Source organism: Staphylococcus sp. EG-SA-2 (genome assembly GCF_017152085.1).
Map to the genome: position 1 here is coordinate 1 of NZ_JACYHC010000609.1, position 16,219 is coordinate 16,219.

The following is a 16,219-nucleotide window of genomic DNA, read 5'->3' on the forward strand; positions in this document are numbered from 1 at the left end:
AACTATATGGTAACTGCATATTTACCAACCTATTTAGAACAAGTTATTAAATTAGATGCAACGACAACAAGTGTATTAATTACTTGTGTCATGGCAATAATGATTCCATTAGCATTAATGTTTGGTAAGTTAGCGGATAAAATAGGTGAAAAGAAAGTATTTCTAATTGGTACTGGTGGGCTAACATTATTTAGTATCATCGCATTTATGTTATTACATTCACAATCATTTGTTGTAATAGTAATCGGTATATTTATATTAGGATTTTTCTTATCAACTTACGAAGCGACAATGCCAGGGTCGTTACCAACGATGTTTTACAGTCATATAAGATATCGAACTTTATCAGTAACATTTAATATCTCTGTTTCGATATTTGGTGGTACGACGCCATTAGTTGCAACATGGTTAGTTACGAAAACTGGAGATCCATTAGCACCTGCGTATTATTTAACAGCAATCAGTGTTATTGGCTTTTTAGTTATTACATTCTTACATTTAAGTACAGCAGGAAAATCTCTAAAAGGTTCGTATCCAAATGTAGATAACGAGCAAGATAGAGCTTATTATGCAGAACACCCAAAAGAAGCATTATGGTGGGTTAAAGAACGTAAGAATTAGAGATTTTAATAAAAAGTATAAATCAATCGTATATAAGCACTTTAAAGCTAGTAGGTTCTGCTAACTTTAAAGTGCTTTTTAAATTGAGAACTGTAATTAGCCGTAATAAAGTTTTTGTATATACATAAACCCCCACTGCAATGATTATCGCAATGGGGGAAAGAGGGGACTTAAAGCATATGTTTAGCTTTGAATACTTAAAATTCTCTTGCTATTGAAATGTTAGGATGTAAATATGTCTTAGAGTATTTTGTCCAACGCAATTAATATTGAGACTCTAACCTTCAATATTATTATAGAGAACACAAACTTAAATAGATTGGGTGACTTATTTGTGTCAGTTATTGCGATTGCGATAACTTCTTTTCTCTATATACATATAGTAACGTCTTATCTAATAAAAAACATGGTACTACAGTATCAAATTTATCTAGGGCTTAAGTTTGATTTTTATAATAGGCAGGTTTACCTGATAAAAATACTTATTCATTATATAATGTTAACAAGATGTATTTTAAAGTTTACATTGAGTGAGGGATATTGATGAACGTAATTTTAGAACAGTTGAAAACACATACTCAAAATAAACCTAATGACATAGCATTACATATCGATGATGAAACAATTACATATAGTCAACTAAATGCCCGCATCACTAGCGCAGTTGAATCTTTGCAGAAATATTCACTTAACCCTGTCGTTGCTATTAATATGAAATCACCGGTGCAAAGTATTATTTGTTATTTAGCTTTGCATCGTTTACATAAAGTGCCTATGATGATGGAAGGTAAATGGCAAAGTACTATACATCGTCAATTGATTGAAAAATATGGTATTAAAGATGTAATTGGAGATACAGGTCTCATGCAGAATATAGACTCACCGATGTTTATTGATTCAACGCAATTACAGCACTACCCCAATTTATTACATATTGGTTTTACTTCAGGGACAACTGGACTGCCAAAAGCATATTATCGTGATGAAGATTCATGGTTGGCTTCTTTTGAAGTTAATGAAATGTTGATGTTAAAAAATGAAAATGCAATAGCAGCCCCTGGACCACTATCGCACTCGTTAACATTATATGCGTTATTGTTTGCTTTAAGTTCCGGTCGTACTTTTATAGGACAGACCACTTTTCATCCTGAAAAGTTACTTAATCAATGTCATAAAATATCATCATACAAAGTTGCTATGTTTCTTGTTCCAACGATGATTAAATCATTATTGTTAGTTTACAACAATGAACATACAATCCAATCATTTTTTAGCAGTGGAGATAAGCTGCATTCTTCTATTTTTAAAAAGATAAAAAATCAAGCAAATGACATAAATTTGATTGAATTTTTTGGTACATCGGAAACCAGTTTTATCAGCTATAACTTGAATCAGCAAGCACCAGTTGAATCAGTAGGTGTGCTATTTCCAAATGTGGAATTGAAAACAACGAATCACGATCACAATGGTATAGGAACTATTTGTATAAAAAGTAATATGATGTTTAGTGGCTATGTAAGTGAACAATGTATAAATAATGATGAATGGTTTGTTACTAATGATAATGGCTATGTAAAAGAGCAGTATTTATATTTAACGGGACGTCAACAGGATATGTTAATTATTGGTGGTCAAAATATATATCCAGCACATGTTGAACGCCTTTTAACGCAATCTTCGAGCATTGATGAAGCAATTATCATCGGTATTCCAAATGAGCGTTTTGGTCAAATAGGCGTATTGCTTTATTCTGGTGATGTGACACTTACACATAAAAATGTAAAACAATTTTTAAAAAAGAAAGTGAAACGCTATGAAATTCCATCGATGATTCATCATGTAGAAAAGATGTATTACACTGCAAGTGGTAAAATTGCTAGAGAAAAAATGATGTCGATGTATTTGAGAGGTGAATTATAATATGAATCAAGCAGTCATAGTTGCAGCTAAACGAACTGCATTTGGGAAATATGGTGGCACTTTAAAACATTTAGAGCCAGAACAATTGCTTAAACCTTTATTCCAACATTTTAAAGAGAAGTATCCAGAGGTAATATCTAAAATAGATGATGTAGTTTTAGGTAATGTTGTTGGGAATGGTGGCAATATTGCAAGAAAAGCATTGCTTGAAGCGGGGCTTAAAGATTCAATACCTGGCGTCACAATCGATCGGCAATGTGGGTCTGGACTTGAAAGTGTTCAATATGCATGTCGCATGATCCAAGCCGGAGCTGGCAAGGTATATATTGCAGGTGGTGTTGAAAGTACAAGTCGAGCACCTTGGAAAATCAAACGACCGCATTCTGTGTACGAAACAGCATTACCTGAGTTTTATGAGCGTGCATCATTTGCACCTGAAATGAGCGACCCATCAATGATTCAAGGTGCTGAAAATGTGGCCAAGATGTATGATGTTTCAAGAGAATTACAAGATGAATTTGCTTATCGAAGTCATCAACTGACAGCGGAAAATGTAAAGAATGGAAATATTTCTCAGGAAATATTACCTATAACCGTTAAAGGAGAAATATTCAATACTGATGAAAGTCTAAAATCACATATTCCGAAAGATAACTTTGGCCGATTTAAGCCCGTAATCAAAGGTGGGACCGTTACCGCTGCGAATAGTTGTATGAAAAATGATGGTGCAGTTTTATTGCTTATTATGGAAAAAGATATGGCATACGAATTAGGTTTCGAGCATGGTTTATTATTTAAAGATGGTGTTACGGTAGGTGTTGATTCTAATTTTCCTGGCATTGGTCCAGTACCAGCCATTTCCAACTTACTAAAAAGAAATCAATTAACGATAGAAAATATTGAAGTCATTGAAATTAACGAAGCGTTCAGTGCACAGGTAGTTGCCTGCCAACAAGCTTTAAATATTTCAAATACGCAATTAAATATATGGGGTGGTGCATTAGCATCAGGTCATCCATACGGTGCAAGCGGTGCCCAATTAGTGACTCGATTATTTTATATGTTTGACAAAGAGACTATGATTGCATCTATGGGGATAGGGGGAGGTCTAGGAAATGCAGCATTATTTACTCGATTCTAACCAGCGATTAAATGTGTCATTTTCTAAGGATAGTGTGGCTGCATATTATCAGTGTTTTAACCAACCTTATAGAAAAGAAGTACCACCATTAATGTGTGCGTCATTATGGCCAAAATTTGATTTATTTAAAAAATATGCAAATAGCGAACTGATTTTAACAAAATCAGCAATTAATCAAACTCAAAAGATAGAAGTAGACACAATATATGTAGGGCATTTAGAAGATATTGAATGCCGACAGACTCGCAATATCACACGTTATACAATGGCTTTAACATTAACTAAAAATGATCAACATGTCATAACGGTTACACAAACTTTTATTAAGGCGATGAAGTAGAGATGAAGTTTAATGAGATATGGATAAATGAATATTTGGCGCTCGTAAATGATGATAATCCAATACATAATGAGATTGTGCCAGGACAATTAGTGAGTCAAATGATGCTGATGGCTATGTCATTAGAGACAAACCAGTGTCAAATTAACTACGTTAAACCTATTTTAATAAATGAAAATATCGAATTCATTGAACAACACGAACACGAAATTATAGCAATTAATGACGATGGAGAGATTAAAATAAAAATTTCTTTGAGCACAAAAAAATAACCGATATTAGCTGCATGAACGCATATTAATTAGGAGATGAAAGGACAGCTAATATCAGTTATGTATTGTTATTATTATTGGGAACAGAGATGAATATAGGTTACGTTTCTTTCTTTGCACGGGGATGCATTAATCTAAAATAATAATAACAACTATATCAATGTTTAATAAATTCTGGATTATTGGAACGATTAGTCAATTTAACTAACTTTCATATGATCTATATCGTCTTGTAATAAAGAGAGCAATTTGAATATTTCAGTATCACTAAATGAATCGTCACATTTAATTGAAACATGCTGAAACGTTTTGGTTATAATTTCATAAACTGGTGCGCCTTCATGGTGATACTGTCGATAAATAATCATAACCTATATTACCTCCTTTGCTACTCTATGGTTATATTATAAATAACATTTTTATGTGTGACATCAACCTTAAGTATCAACTTTTTATCAGACATAGAACGTATGATTTACTAAGACTATTTATGTATAAAAGTTCTAAATAAATATATATTTATAGAGTCGCCTGGCAGTCATTTGGGAAATATAACATATATGATTAGAGAGGCATCTATCGCAAAAGAATGATAATGATAGAGGTATTGAGCATATAGATGAGTTTAAGTTCATCTTGAAAATAAAGGGTTATTTAGTCATAGATGTAGATGTATAGGAAATATTTGTATGTATTGTTCGATATGTATGAAATTTTCAATAAAAGCTAATAACGCTTATATGTAACTTTCAAATTTAAATTATATACAGAGCATGATGATTATAAAAAAATAACCACATCACATAAATTGAGTTCATACCCAATTTAAGTGGTGTGGCTAATAATGTTGATTTATAGATGAACCGCCTAATCGTTAAACCTCTGTTACTTCAACATCGATATGTTCAATACGGTTGTATGCACCGTGATCCACAGGACCAACAAAATCATTCATTTTCCAACCGTTTTTAATAGCAGAAGCGACGAAAGCTTTCGCGCTAATCACAGCTTCTTTCGGTGACTTACCGTTAGCTAAATATGCAGTTGTTGCCGCAGCAAATGTACAACCAGCACCATGGTTATAACTTTGTTGGAACATGTCTGTTGTTAGTTGATAAAATGTTTGACCATCATAGTATAAGTCATACGATTTATCTTGATCTAAAGCTTTGCCACCTTTAATGATGACATGCTGTGCGCCTTTATCAAAGATAATTGTTGCAGCCTTTTTCATATCTTCAATTGAATTTAATTTACCTAATCCTGATAATTGACCCGCTTCAAATAAGTTTGGTGTCACTACCGTTGCTTTAGGTAGTAGATATTTAATCATCGCCTCAGTATTTCCAGGATTAAGCACTTCATCTTCGCCTTTACAAACCATGACAGGATCTACTACAAAATATTGTGCATTAGATGCCTCATATACTTCTCCAGCACGTTTGATTATCTCCTCAGTACCTAACATACCTGTTTTAATAGCATCAGGTCCGATTGATAAAGCCGTTTCAAGTTGTTTTTCAAATACATCCATTGGTAATGGTGTAACATCGTGTGACCATGTATCTTTATCCATAGTAACGATGGCAGTTAAAGCGACCATGCCATACGTATCTAATTCTTGGAACGTTTTCAAATCTGCTTGCATACCTGCGCCAGCACTTGTGTCAGAACCGGCAATTGTTAAAACTTTCTTTAAAGCCATTGAGCTTCACTCCTACATAATAATATTGTATTCATCATATCATTTTTAACCTAATTGAAAAATATTAAGCATTCAATATTTGATGATTGTTGAAATGAATCATTCATACTATTGTAACTTTTGAAAATGTCATTCACTTTAGATAAGTGTGATATGTTAAAATATGTCCTGAGGTGAGATTGAATGGAATGGTCGCAAATTTTTCATGACATAACAACGAAACATGACTTTAAAGCTATGCATGATTTTTTAGAAAAAGAATATTCGACTGCAATCGTATACCCTGATAGGGAAAATATATATCAAGCGTTTGATTTAACACCGTTTGAAAATATCAAAGTTGTTATATTAGGACAAGACCCGTATCATGGTCCAAACCAAGCACATGGATTAGCATTTTCAGTGCAACCTAACGCAAAATTCCCTCCATCTTTACGTAATATGTATAAAGAATTAGCAGATGATATTGGATGCGTTAGACAAACACCGCATTTACAAGATTGGGCAAGAGAAGGCGTCTTGTTATTGAATACAGTTTTAACCGTAAGACAGGGTGAAGCAAATTCTCATCGTGATATTGGTTGGGAAACATTTACTGATGAAATTATTAAAGCAGTGTCTGATTATAAAGAACATGTTGTCTTTATTTTGTGGGGGAAACCTGCACAGCAAAAAATAAAGCTTATCGATACATCTAAACATTGTATTATAAAATCAGTGCATCCTAGTCCACTGTCTGCATATAGAGGATTCTTTGGATCAAAACCGTATTCCAAAGCGAATGCCTATTTAGAGTCAGTAGGAAAATCACCAATTAATTGGTGTGAAAGTGAGGCGTAGATGGTGAATAGAGAAACTTTAATAGCACGAATTGAGCAAGAATTAGTACAAGCAGAGCAGGCACAGCATGACCATGACTTTGAAAAACATATGTATGCCATACATATATTAACATCTTTATATGCTTCAACATCAAATACACCACATATTGGTGAACAACAAATGAATCGTCGTATTGCTAACCATAATCAAATGCCACAATCACAAATAACGCAGCCAACTCATCAAGTGACAGCTGCTGAAATTGAAGCGATGGGTGGTAAAGTAAATACGCATTCAGCACATCATCATAATAAGTCATATTCACAACCTTCAAACCAACAACAAAGATTAGCGACAGATGATGACATTGGCAATGGTGAATCCATATTTGATTTTTAAAAAGCAACAATGAAACATAATTACTTAATAGCTTGTTAAGTATGTTGGTTAATAATCAAGACGCATATACTTTTATTCGAGTGTTCGGATTTAAACATTTATTAATACTGAATTATATAAGGAGAGGTAGCAATGAAATTATTTATTATTTTAGGTGCATTAAACGCGATGATGGCTGTCGGAACAGGTGCATTTGGTGCGCATGGTTTACAAGGAAAAATAAGTGATCACTATTTATCAGTATGGGAAAAAGCAACGACGTATCAAATGTACCATGGCTTAGCATTATTAATTATAGGTGTAATTAGTGGTACAACTTCAATCAATGTTAACTGGGCTGGCTGGTTAATATTTGCTGGTATTATTTTCTTTAGTGGATCATTATATATTTTAGTATTAACTCAAATTAAAGTTTTAGGTGCGATTACGCCAATTGGTGGCGTATTGTTCATCATTGGCTGGATAATGTTAATCATTGCGACATTCAAATTTGCTGGTTAAATTTTAAAACTTTAGATTACCTATGTAACTAAACATTAAATTTTTAATAAAAATAATCAAGAAAAAGAGTTACAAACTCATCTTTTGGGTATAGAATACCTTCGAGGTGAGTTTTTATTTATGGAAAAAAAGAATAAGCAAATAGATAGAGGCGATTTAAAACAAAACCTATCTGAAAAGTTTGTATGGGCGATTGCATATGGTTCATGTATCGGATGGGGCGCATTCATCTTACCAGGAGACTGGATTAAGCAGTCAGGTCCGATTGCAGCATCAATTGGTATAGTTATTGGTGCATTATTAATGATATTAATTGCGGTTAGTTATGGCGCATTAGTAGAGAGATTTCCAGTATCAGGGGGCGCGTTTGCCTTTAGTTTCTTAAGTTTCGGCAGATATGTGAGTTTCTTCTCATCATGGTTTTTAACTTTTGGTTATGTCTGTGTCGTTGCTTTAAATGCGACCGCATTCAGTTTACTAGTTAAATTCTTATTGCCAGATGTCTTAAATAATGGGAAACTATACACCATTGCGGGCTGGGACGTTTATATTACGGAAATCATTATTGCGACCGTATTACTACTTGTATTCATGCTAGTAACGATTCGTGGCGCAAGTGTATCTGGATCATTACAATATTATTTCTGTGTGGCGATGGTAATCGTCGTATTATTGATGTTCTTTGGTTCATTCTTTGGTAATAATTTTGCACTTGAAAATTTACAACCGTTAGCTGAACCTAGCAAAGGATGGTTAGTGTCTATTGTGGTTATTGTATCCGTGGCACCATGGGCATATGTTGGATTTGATAATATTCCACAAACAGCAGAAGAGTTTAACTTTGCACCAAACAAGACATTTAAGCTTATCGTGTACAGTTTATTAGCAGCATCATTAACTTATGTTGTCATGATTTTATACACTGGTTGGTTATCAACAAGTCATCAAAGTTTAAATGGGCAGTTGTGGTTAACAGGTGCTGTTACACAAACAGCATTTGGTTATATTGGATTAGGTGTATTAGCAATTGCAATTATGATGGGTATATTTACTGGTTTAAATGGATTCTTGATGAGTTCAAGTCGCTTGTTATTTTCTATGGGACGTTCAGGTATTATGCCAACAATGTTTAGTAAATTACATAGTAAATACAAAACACCATATGTCGCAATCATATTCCTAGTAGGTGTGTCGTTAATTGCACCTTGGCTAGGAAGAACTGCATTGACTTGGATTGTAGATATGTCATCTACAGGTGTATCCATTGCCTACTTTATTACATGTTTGTCTGCAGCGAAATTATTCAGTTATAACAAACAAAGTAATACGTATGCACCGGTTTACAAAACGTTTGCTATTATCGGCTCATTTGTATCATTCATTTTCTTAGCGTTGTTATTAGTGCCAGGTTCTCCTGCAGCACTGACTGCACCATCTTATATTGCATTGCTTGGATGGTTAATCATCGGTTTAATATTCTTTGTGATTCGATATCCTAAATTGAAAAATATGGATAATGATGAATTAAGTCGCTTGATTTTAAATAGAAGTGAAAATGAAGTTGATGATATGATTGAAGAACCTGAAAAAGAAAAAACTAAATAATAAAAGAATCGCACAATATACCTTCTTCATTCGGAGGCGTATCGTGCGATTTTTTGTATTATAAATTGACATTTAAGACGAGGCAGCTGAACCTTATATATAATTGCTAAGAGTTTGGGCTGAGCCATTTCTAACAATATTTATAATCGTTTAAAAGATTTCACGAACCCAGAAACAATTAATTTGGAAATTTGGTCGGCGAATAATAAACCTAATGCGATGGCGCCTGCAATAAGTGTTACTTCTAACATGGTATTGATTGCTGTGCTGAAATTTAATAAGACTAAATTTTTTGTAGCATCGTATGCTAATCCACCTGGTACTAATGGAATGATACCCGTTACCATAAAAATGATGGCAGGTTCTTTTTGTTTACGAGCCATATAATGACTTAACAAGCCTAATGCTAAACTACCAAAGAAACTAGAGTATATAGTGTGCACATTAAAGCCGTTGAAGAATAAGGTGTAAACCATCCATCCACATGTACCAACGAAACCACATGATAGATATAATTTTCTAGGTGCATCAAAAATGACGCAGAAGAACATTGAAGCTAAAAAGCTAAAGATAAAGTTTAAGATCCAAAACATAGTCTGATACTCCTATACTAAAATTAATACGCTACCAACGCCAGCACCGATGCCAAACGCAGTAACCAATGCTTCTAATGATTTCGTTGTGAACATCAACATGTGTCCACCAAATAAATCTTGTATTGCGTTTGTTATTAATACACCAGGAACAATAGGCATGACTGCCGCAATGATAATAGTTGCCAAGTCACCTGTTGGGATAAGTGTATGTCCAATAACGGCGATAATCCCAATAACTAATGAACCAATGAATTCTGGGATAAACTGTGCATGTAACTTGCGATCTAAAATCTCAGTGACTAGGTATCCTAGACTACCTGCTAATATCGCAGTTAAAACATCAATCAATCTACCACCTTGTAAATATAAGAAACTCATTGCAATCATTGCTGCAGCAAAACCTTTAAAGGGAAGACTGCTGTCACGCTTAGCAACATATATTTTTTCAAGTTGTGTTTTTGCTTCGGCTAAAGAAATTTCATTATTTGTAATTTGACGCGAAATTTTATTAGCTTGCGAAATTTTTATTAAGTTTGTATCTCGAGAGGTAATTCTAAATATTCTAGGAAACGATTCCGAATGTAACGTAAACTGGATGACAGTGTTTGTAACAAAGCTGTTACTTTCACTGTAACCAAGTTTTTTTGCAATACGTGTCATGGTATCTTCTACACGCGTACCTTCTGCACCAGATTCTAATAGTATGCGAGCAGCAAGCATGACAACGTCTTTGATAAGTACCTCTTGTTTGTATTCTTCTGAATTTATGTCCATTTCATCACCATTGTTTATAAGAATTTAATACTCATTATAGTTTATACACTATAAAATAACCACATGAGCTTTTTGATAAGTTGTTATTGATTTTAAAAAACTAATATTTGATACTATTGTAATAATAATCATTGGAATTTTTAGTAGTTAAAATTCTCTTGAAGTATAAAAAGGGAAAATTATTGAAAAAAATTCGACAAAAATATGTTTCAAATATTTCAAATAGGTTAAAATAATATTAGTTAACCATTACAAAAATTGTATAGAGTAGCGACTGTATAATTTCTATTGAGGTTAACGTTTATATGTAGTGATAGTAGTTAAAGTTCTCCCAAGGAAGACTACTCGGGTACACTTTGCTATGAGCAAAGTGTACTTTGTTATTGATAATACATTAGCACATATATATAAGTTTAAACATACAGATTTCAACTATTTACCAAATCACGTCTTATGTATACGGGAATATACTGAAGATAAACGAAAAATTCCAAGCTTAAACCGATAAGCTTGGAATTTTTTTATTAATTTATAAACGTACCAATGTATTAAGAAATCGCAAAGAATTGATCGAATTCGTTTGTGTTAATAAGATGTCCTACAAAGAAACTACCGAATTCACCGTATCGTGCTGTTGTTTCATCAAAGCGCATTTCGTATACAATTTTTTTGAATTGTAATACGTCATCTGAGAACAATGTTACGCCCCATTCGAAATCATCAAACCCTACAGAACCAGTAATAAATTGTTTGATTTTGCCAGCATATTTTCTACCAATCATACCATGGTCATACATTAATTTTTGGCGTTCTTCCATAGTTAACATGTACCAGTTATAAGTTTCATTACGACGTTTGTTCATTGGATAGAAACAAATATAATCAGAATGTGGTAATTCTGGGTATAATCTTGCTTTGATATGAGGGTTCTCATAAGGATCTTCATCAGATTTACCAGCTAAATAATTGCTCAATTCAATGACTGATACATATGAATATGTAGGGATTAGGAAGTCAGCAATGCGCAATTTGTTAAATTCATTTTCAATATGATTTAAAGACTTCATTTCAGGACGTAAGAACCATAATAACAAATCTGCTTTTTGACCAGTTATATTATAAATAGCTTGATCACCAGATTTTGATGATCTTACAGTTGCTGTATTTTCTAAAAATGATTGAAATTCAGTGACAAGTGCATCGCGTTCGTCCTTTGGAACTATACGTAATGATGCCCAATCAACTGCATAAAATAAATGTAGACTATACCAACCATCTAATGTTTCGGCTGCTTGACTCATGTTTATCGCTCCTTTTCAAAAATCATCAGTTCTTTATAAATTTTATCATAAAGCAAAGGGGTAACGATAAAATTATGATTACAAATTGGTGACGTGGCATTATGAAATAAAATGGCGTATAATTATACCGTGAATGATTAATAAGATTTATATTACAGGAGGACATTATGGCTGATTTATTAAATGTATTAAAAGACAAACTTTCTGGTAAAAACGTTAAAATCGTATTACCTGAAGGAGAGGACGAACGTGTTCTAACAGCTGCAACACAATTACAAGCAACAGATTATGTTACACCAATCGTGTTAGGTGATGAGACTAAGGTTCAATCTTTAGCGCAAAAACTTGATCTTGATATTTCTAATATTGAATTAATTAATCCTGCGACAAGTGAATTGAAAGCTGAATTAGTTCAATCATTTGTTGAACGACGTAAAGGTAAAGCGACTGAAGAACAAGCACAAGAATTATTAAACAATGTGAACTACTTCGGTACAATGCTTGTTTATGCTGGTAAAGCAGATGGTTTAGTTAGTGGTGCAGCACATTCAACAGGAGACACTGTGCGTCCAGCTTTACAAATCATCAAAACGAAACCAGGTGTATCAAGAACATCAGGTATCTTCTTTATGATTAAAGGTGATGAACAATACATCTTTGGTGATTGTGCAATCAATCCAGAACTTGATTCACAAGGACTTGCAGAAATTGCAGTAGAAAGTGCAAAATCAGCATTAAGCTTTGGCATGGATCCAAAAGTTGCAATGTTAAGCTTTTCAACAAAAGGGTCTGCTAAATCAGACGACGTGACAAAAGTTCAAGAAGCTGTCAAATTAGCACAACAAAAAGCTGAAGAAGAAAAATTAGAAGCAATCATTGATGGCGAATTCCAATTTGATGCTGCGATTGTACCAGGTGTTGCTGAGAAAAAAGCGCCAGGTGCTAAATTACAAGGTGATGCAAATGTCTTTGTATTCCCAAGTTTAGAAGCTGGTAATATTGGTTACAAAATTGCACAACGTTTAGGTGGATATGATGCAGTTGGTCCAGTATTACAAGGTTTAAATTCTCCAGTAAATGACTTATCACGTGGCTGCTCAATTGAAGATGTATACAATCTTTCAATTATTACAGCAGCGCAAGCCTTACAATAACGATGGATTTAGCGAGTAAATATTTTAATGGCGTCAACTGGCGATATATCGACCATTCTTCTGGATTAGAACCTATGCAATCTTTCGCATTCGATGATACATTTTGCGAAAGTGTGGGCAAAGATATATCAGATAATGTTGTGCGTACTTGGATTCATCAACATACTGTTATTCTTGGTATTCATGATTCAAGATTGCCGTTTTTAAAAGATGGCATTGATTATTTAACGAATGAGATTGGTTATAATGCCATTGTTAGAAATTCTGGTGGCTTAGGTGTCGTTCTAGATCAAGGTGTATTAAATATATCGCTGATGTTCAAAGGACAAACAGAAACAACGATTGATGAAGCGTTTACTGTGATGTACCTCTTAATTAGCAAAATGTTCGAAGATGAGAATGTTGATATTGATACGATGGAAATTGAACATTCTTATTGCCCAGGAAAATTTGACTTAAGTATCGATGGTAAGAAATTTGCAGGCATATCGCAACGAAGAGTTAGAGGCGGTATTGCTGTACAAATTTATCTTTGTGTTGAAGGCTCTGGTTCAGAACGTGCATTGATGATGCAAACATTTTATGAACATGCTTTAAAAGGTGAAGTGACTAAATTTAAATATCCTGAAATTGAACCATCTTGTATGGCCTCATTAGAGACATTGCTTAACAAAACGATTACTGTTCAAGATGTAATGTTTTTACTATTATATGCAATCAAAGATCTTGGCGGTGTATTAAATATGACGCCCATTACTCAAGAAGAATGGCAAAGATACGATACGTATTTTGATAAAATGATTGAAAGAAACAAGAAAATGATAGACCAAATGCAATAGTTAAATATTTAACAGCCCCTTTCAAGTTATCGTTTGGGGCTGTTATTTTTGAAAGTATCCATAAAAAGCATAAATATGTTATTGACCTAATATTTAAATTGAACATCATTAAATTAAAAGTAATGATATGATGGAAATAATAAATTTAATAAGAAAATTTCATGTTTTACGTATTAAATAGATTGAGAATAGGGTATATATAATGCGTATGACTATGAAAGAAACGACCTTCTATTGAAATGTTCTAATACTTTAGTAGTAAATCTATATATTCCAATTATTATTTGTAGTATTATAGTTAGGGTGGAAAATTATAAATTGTAGGGCTATTTTATAAAAAGATAAAGAATCTGAAATATCACTCGATAAGATTTAAACTTTGAAGTAAACGAAAGTTAGTTTTATACTAATCAAGTTAAGTCAAATATAAATTCAAAATAAAGATTATACATAATATGAATAATGTGAGATAAAGACTGCAATGAAATTTAACGCGAATGCGTATGCAACTTAGAATATGATGTCTTTTACTAATAAATAAAAATAATGAATCAAGTATAGGATAAATATAAAAGGTGATATTGACATGACAAGAAAAGGATATGGGGAATCGACAGGTAAGATTATTTTAATAGGAGAACATGCTGTTACATTTGGAGAGCCTGCTATTGCAGTACCGTTTAACGCAGGTAAAATCAAAGTTTTAATAGAAGCCTTAGAGAGCGGGAACTATTCGTCTATTAAAAGCGATGTTTACGATGGTATGTTATATGATGCGCCTGACCATCTTAAGTCTTTGGTGAACCGTTTTGTAGAATTAAATAATATTACAGAGCCGCTAGCAGTAACGATCCAAACGAATTTACCACCATCACGTGGATTAGGATCGAGTGCAGCTGTCGCGGTTGCTTTTGTTCGTGCAAGTTATGATTTTTTAGGGAAATCATTAACGAAAGAAGAACTCATTGAAAAGGCTAATTGGGCAGAGCAAATTGCACATGGTAAACCAAGTGGTATTGATACGCAAACGATTGTATCAGGCAAACCAGTTTGGTTCCAAAAAGGTCATGCTGAAACATTGAAAACGTTAAGTTTAGACGGCTATATGGTTGTTATTGATACTGGTGTGAAAGGTTCAACAAGACAAGCGGTAGAAGATGTTCATAAACTTTGTGAGGATCCTCAGTACATGTCACATGTAAAACATATCGGTAAGTTAGTTTTACGTGCGAGTGATGTGATTGAACATCATAACTTTGAAGCCCTAGCGGATATTTTTAATGAATGTCATGCGGATTTAAAGGCGTTGACAGTTAGTCATGATAAAATAGAACAATTAATGAAAATTGGTAAAGAAAATGGTGCGATTGCTGGAAAACTTACTGGTGCTGGTCGTGGTGGAAGTATGTTATTGCTTGCCAAAGATTTACCAACAGCGAAAAATATTGTGAAAGCTGTAGAAAAAGCTGGTGCAGCACATACATGGATTGAGAATTTAGGAGGTTAATGCGTTGATTAAAAGTGGCAAAGCACGTGCACATACGAATATTGCACTTATAAAATATTGGGGTAAAAAAGATGAAGCACTAATCATTCCAATGAATAATAGCATATCTGTTACATTAGAAAAATTTTACACTGAAACGAAAGTCACTTTTAACGACCAGTTAACACAGGATCAATTTTGGTTGAATGGTGAAAAGGTTAGTGGCAAAGAATTAGAGAAAATTTCAAAATATATGGATATTGTCAGAAATAGAGCTGGCATCGATTGGTATGCTGAAATTGAAAGCGACAATTTTGTACCAACAGCAGCAGGGTTGGCTTCATCAGCAAGCGCATATGCAGCTTTAGCAGCAGCTTGTAATCAAGCACTAGACTTGCAGCTGTCAGATAAGGATTTATCGAGATTGGCGCGAATTGGTTCGGGTTCTGCGTCGCGTAGTATTTATGGTGGATTTGCAGAATGGGAAAAAGGGTATAATGATGAGACGTCATATGCCGTTCCACTTGAATCGAATCATTTTGAAGATGACCTTGCCATGATATTTGTTGTGATTAATCAACATTCTAAAAAGGTACCTAGTCGATATGGTATGTCGTTGACACGAAACACATCAAGGTTTTATCAATATTGGTTAGATCATATTGATGAAGATTTAGCTGAAGCAAAAGCAGCGATTCAAGACAAAGATTTTAAACGCCTTGGTGAAGTAATTGAAGAAAATG

The 16,219-nt window shown here is 33.6% G+C and carries 18 protein-coding genes; 13 read left to right on the forward strand and 5 right to left on the reverse strand.

Annotated elements, in window-relative coordinates:
- The 5 genes from IDG60_RS10855 to IDG60_RS10875 all read left to right on the forward strand — a co-directional run.
- A partial coding sequence (locus tag IDG60_RS10855; RefSeq protein ID WP_206160689.1) for an MFS transporter occupies positions 1–621 on the forward strand: 621 nt, incomplete at its 5' end.
- A gap of 543 nt (positions 622–1,164) precedes the next feature.
- The gene (locus IDG60_RS10860; RefSeq protein WP_001100835.1) at positions 1,165–2,541 is read left to right on the forward strand and encodes a long-chain fatty acid--CoA ligase; all 1,377 of its coding nucleotides are present in this window, start codon (positions 1,165–1,167) and stop codon (positions 2,539–2,541) included.
- A gap of 1 nt (position 2,542) precedes the next feature.
- Positions 2,543–3,682: a thiolase family protein gene (locus IDG60_RS10865; protein ID WP_001070676.1), complete on the forward strand. Its 1,140-nt coding sequence runs from the start codon at positions 2,543–2,545 to the stop codon at positions 3,680–3,682.
- Entirely contained in the window at positions 3,657–4,022 is a 366-nt protein-coding gene (locus IDG60_RS10870) for a protein VraC (protein WP_001165058.1), read from the forward strand. Before IDG60_RS10865 ends, IDG60_RS10870 begins: the two co-directional genes overlap by 26 nt.
- Before the next feature lie 2 nt (positions 4,023–4,024).
- On the forward strand, positions 4,025–4,294 hold the full coding sequence (locus tag IDG60_RS10875) for a hypothetical protein (protein WP_000671099.1): 270 nt from the start codon (positions 4,025–4,027) through the stop codon (positions 4,292–4,294).
- A gap of 200 nt (positions 4,295–4,494) precedes the next feature.
- Here the strand turns inward: IDG60_RS10875 and vraX are convergent, their stop codons facing one another.
- Positions 4,495–4,662: a C1q-binding complement inhibitor VraX gene (vraX, locus tag IDG60_RS10880; RefSeq protein ID WP_000587958.1), complete on the reverse strand. Its 168-nt coding sequence runs from the start codon at positions 4,660–4,662 to the stop codon at positions 4,495–4,497.
- A gap of 506 nt (positions 4,663–5,168) precedes the next feature.
- Complete coding sequence (gene thiD / locus IDG60_RS10885) at positions 5,169–5,999, reverse strand: bifunctional hydroxymethylpyrimidine kinase/phosphomethylpyrimidine kinase (protein WP_001185462.1); 831 nt, start codon at positions 5,997–5,999, stop codon at positions 5,169–5,171.
- Between the two features lie 183 nt (positions 6,000–6,182).
- On the opposite strand from thiD, the gene IDG60_RS10890 reads away from it, so the two are divergent.
- From IDG60_RS10890 to IDG60_RS10905, 4 genes are all read left to right on the forward strand, one after another.
- Positions 6,183–6,839: a uracil-DNA glycosylase gene (locus IDG60_RS10890; RefSeq protein WP_000455256.1), complete on the forward strand. Its 657-nt coding sequence runs from the start codon at positions 6,183–6,185 to the stop codon at positions 6,837–6,839.
- Complete coding sequence (locus tag IDG60_RS10895; protein WP_000248117.1) at positions 6,840–7,220, forward strand: DUF5327 family protein; 381 nt, start codon at positions 6,840–6,842, stop codon at positions 7,218–7,220.
- Positions 7,221–7,352: 132 nt separating this feature from the next.
- Entirely contained in the window at positions 7,353–7,721 is a 369-nt protein-coding gene (locus tag IDG60_RS10900) for a DUF423 domain-containing protein (RefSeq protein WP_000765183.1), read from the forward strand.
- A 120-nt stretch (positions 7,722–7,841) separates the two neighbouring features.
- On the forward strand, positions 7,842–9,326 hold the full coding sequence (locus IDG60_RS10905) for an APC family permease (protein ID WP_000412514.1): 1,485 nt from the start codon (positions 7,842–7,844) through the stop codon (positions 9,324–9,326).
- A 140-nt stretch (positions 9,327–9,466) separates the two neighbouring features.
- Here IDG60_RS10905 and IDG60_RS10910 read toward each other — a convergent pair whose 3' ends face one another.
- From IDG60_RS10910 to hemQ, 3 genes are all read right to left on the reverse strand, one after another.
- Positions 9,467–9,919 carry a threonine/serine exporter family protein gene (locus IDG60_RS10910; RefSeq protein ID WP_000498572.1) on the reverse strand — a complete coding sequence of 151 codons (453 nt, stop codon included), beginning with the start codon at positions 9,917–9,919 and terminating at the stop codon, positions 9,467–9,469.
- 12 nt (positions 9,920–9,931) lie between these two features.
- Positions 9,932–10,696, reverse strand: a complete 765-nt coding sequence (locus tag IDG60_RS10915; protein ID WP_000354088.1) for a threonine/serine exporter family protein — start codon at positions 10,694–10,696, stop codon at positions 9,932–9,934.
- A 548-nt stretch (positions 10,697–11,244) separates the two neighbouring features.
- Positions 11,245–11,997: a hydrogen peroxide-dependent heme synthase gene (hemQ, locus tag IDG60_RS10920; protein ID WP_000075704.1), complete on the reverse strand. Its 753-nt coding sequence runs from the start codon at positions 11,995–11,997 to the stop codon at positions 11,245–11,247.
- Between the two features lie 167 nt (positions 11,998–12,164).
- Between hemQ and pta the strand changes: the two genes are divergently transcribed.
- From pta to mvaD, 4 genes are all read left to right on the forward strand, one after another.
- Entirely contained in the window at positions 12,165–13,151 is a 987-nt protein-coding gene (gene pta, locus IDG60_RS10925) for a phosphate acetyltransferase (protein ID WP_000774281.1), read from the forward strand.
- A 2-nt stretch (positions 13,152–13,153) separates the two neighbouring features.
- Positions 13,154–13,990: a lipoate--protein ligase family protein gene (locus IDG60_RS10930; protein WP_000362356.1), complete on the forward strand. Its 837-nt coding sequence runs from the start codon at positions 13,154–13,156 to the stop codon at positions 13,988–13,990.
- A gap of 586 nt (positions 13,991–14,576) precedes the next feature.
- The gene (mvk, locus tag IDG60_RS10935; RefSeq protein WP_000197034.1) at positions 14,577–15,497 is read left to right on the forward strand and encodes a mevalonate kinase; all 921 of its coding nucleotides are present in this window, start codon (positions 14,577–14,579) and stop codon (positions 15,495–15,497) included.
- Between the two features lie 4 nt (positions 15,498–15,501).
- On the forward strand, positions 15,502–16,219 hold a 718-nt coding region (mvaD, locus tag IDG60_RS10940), incomplete at its 3' end, for a diphosphomevalonate decarboxylase (RefSeq protein ID WP_206160690.1).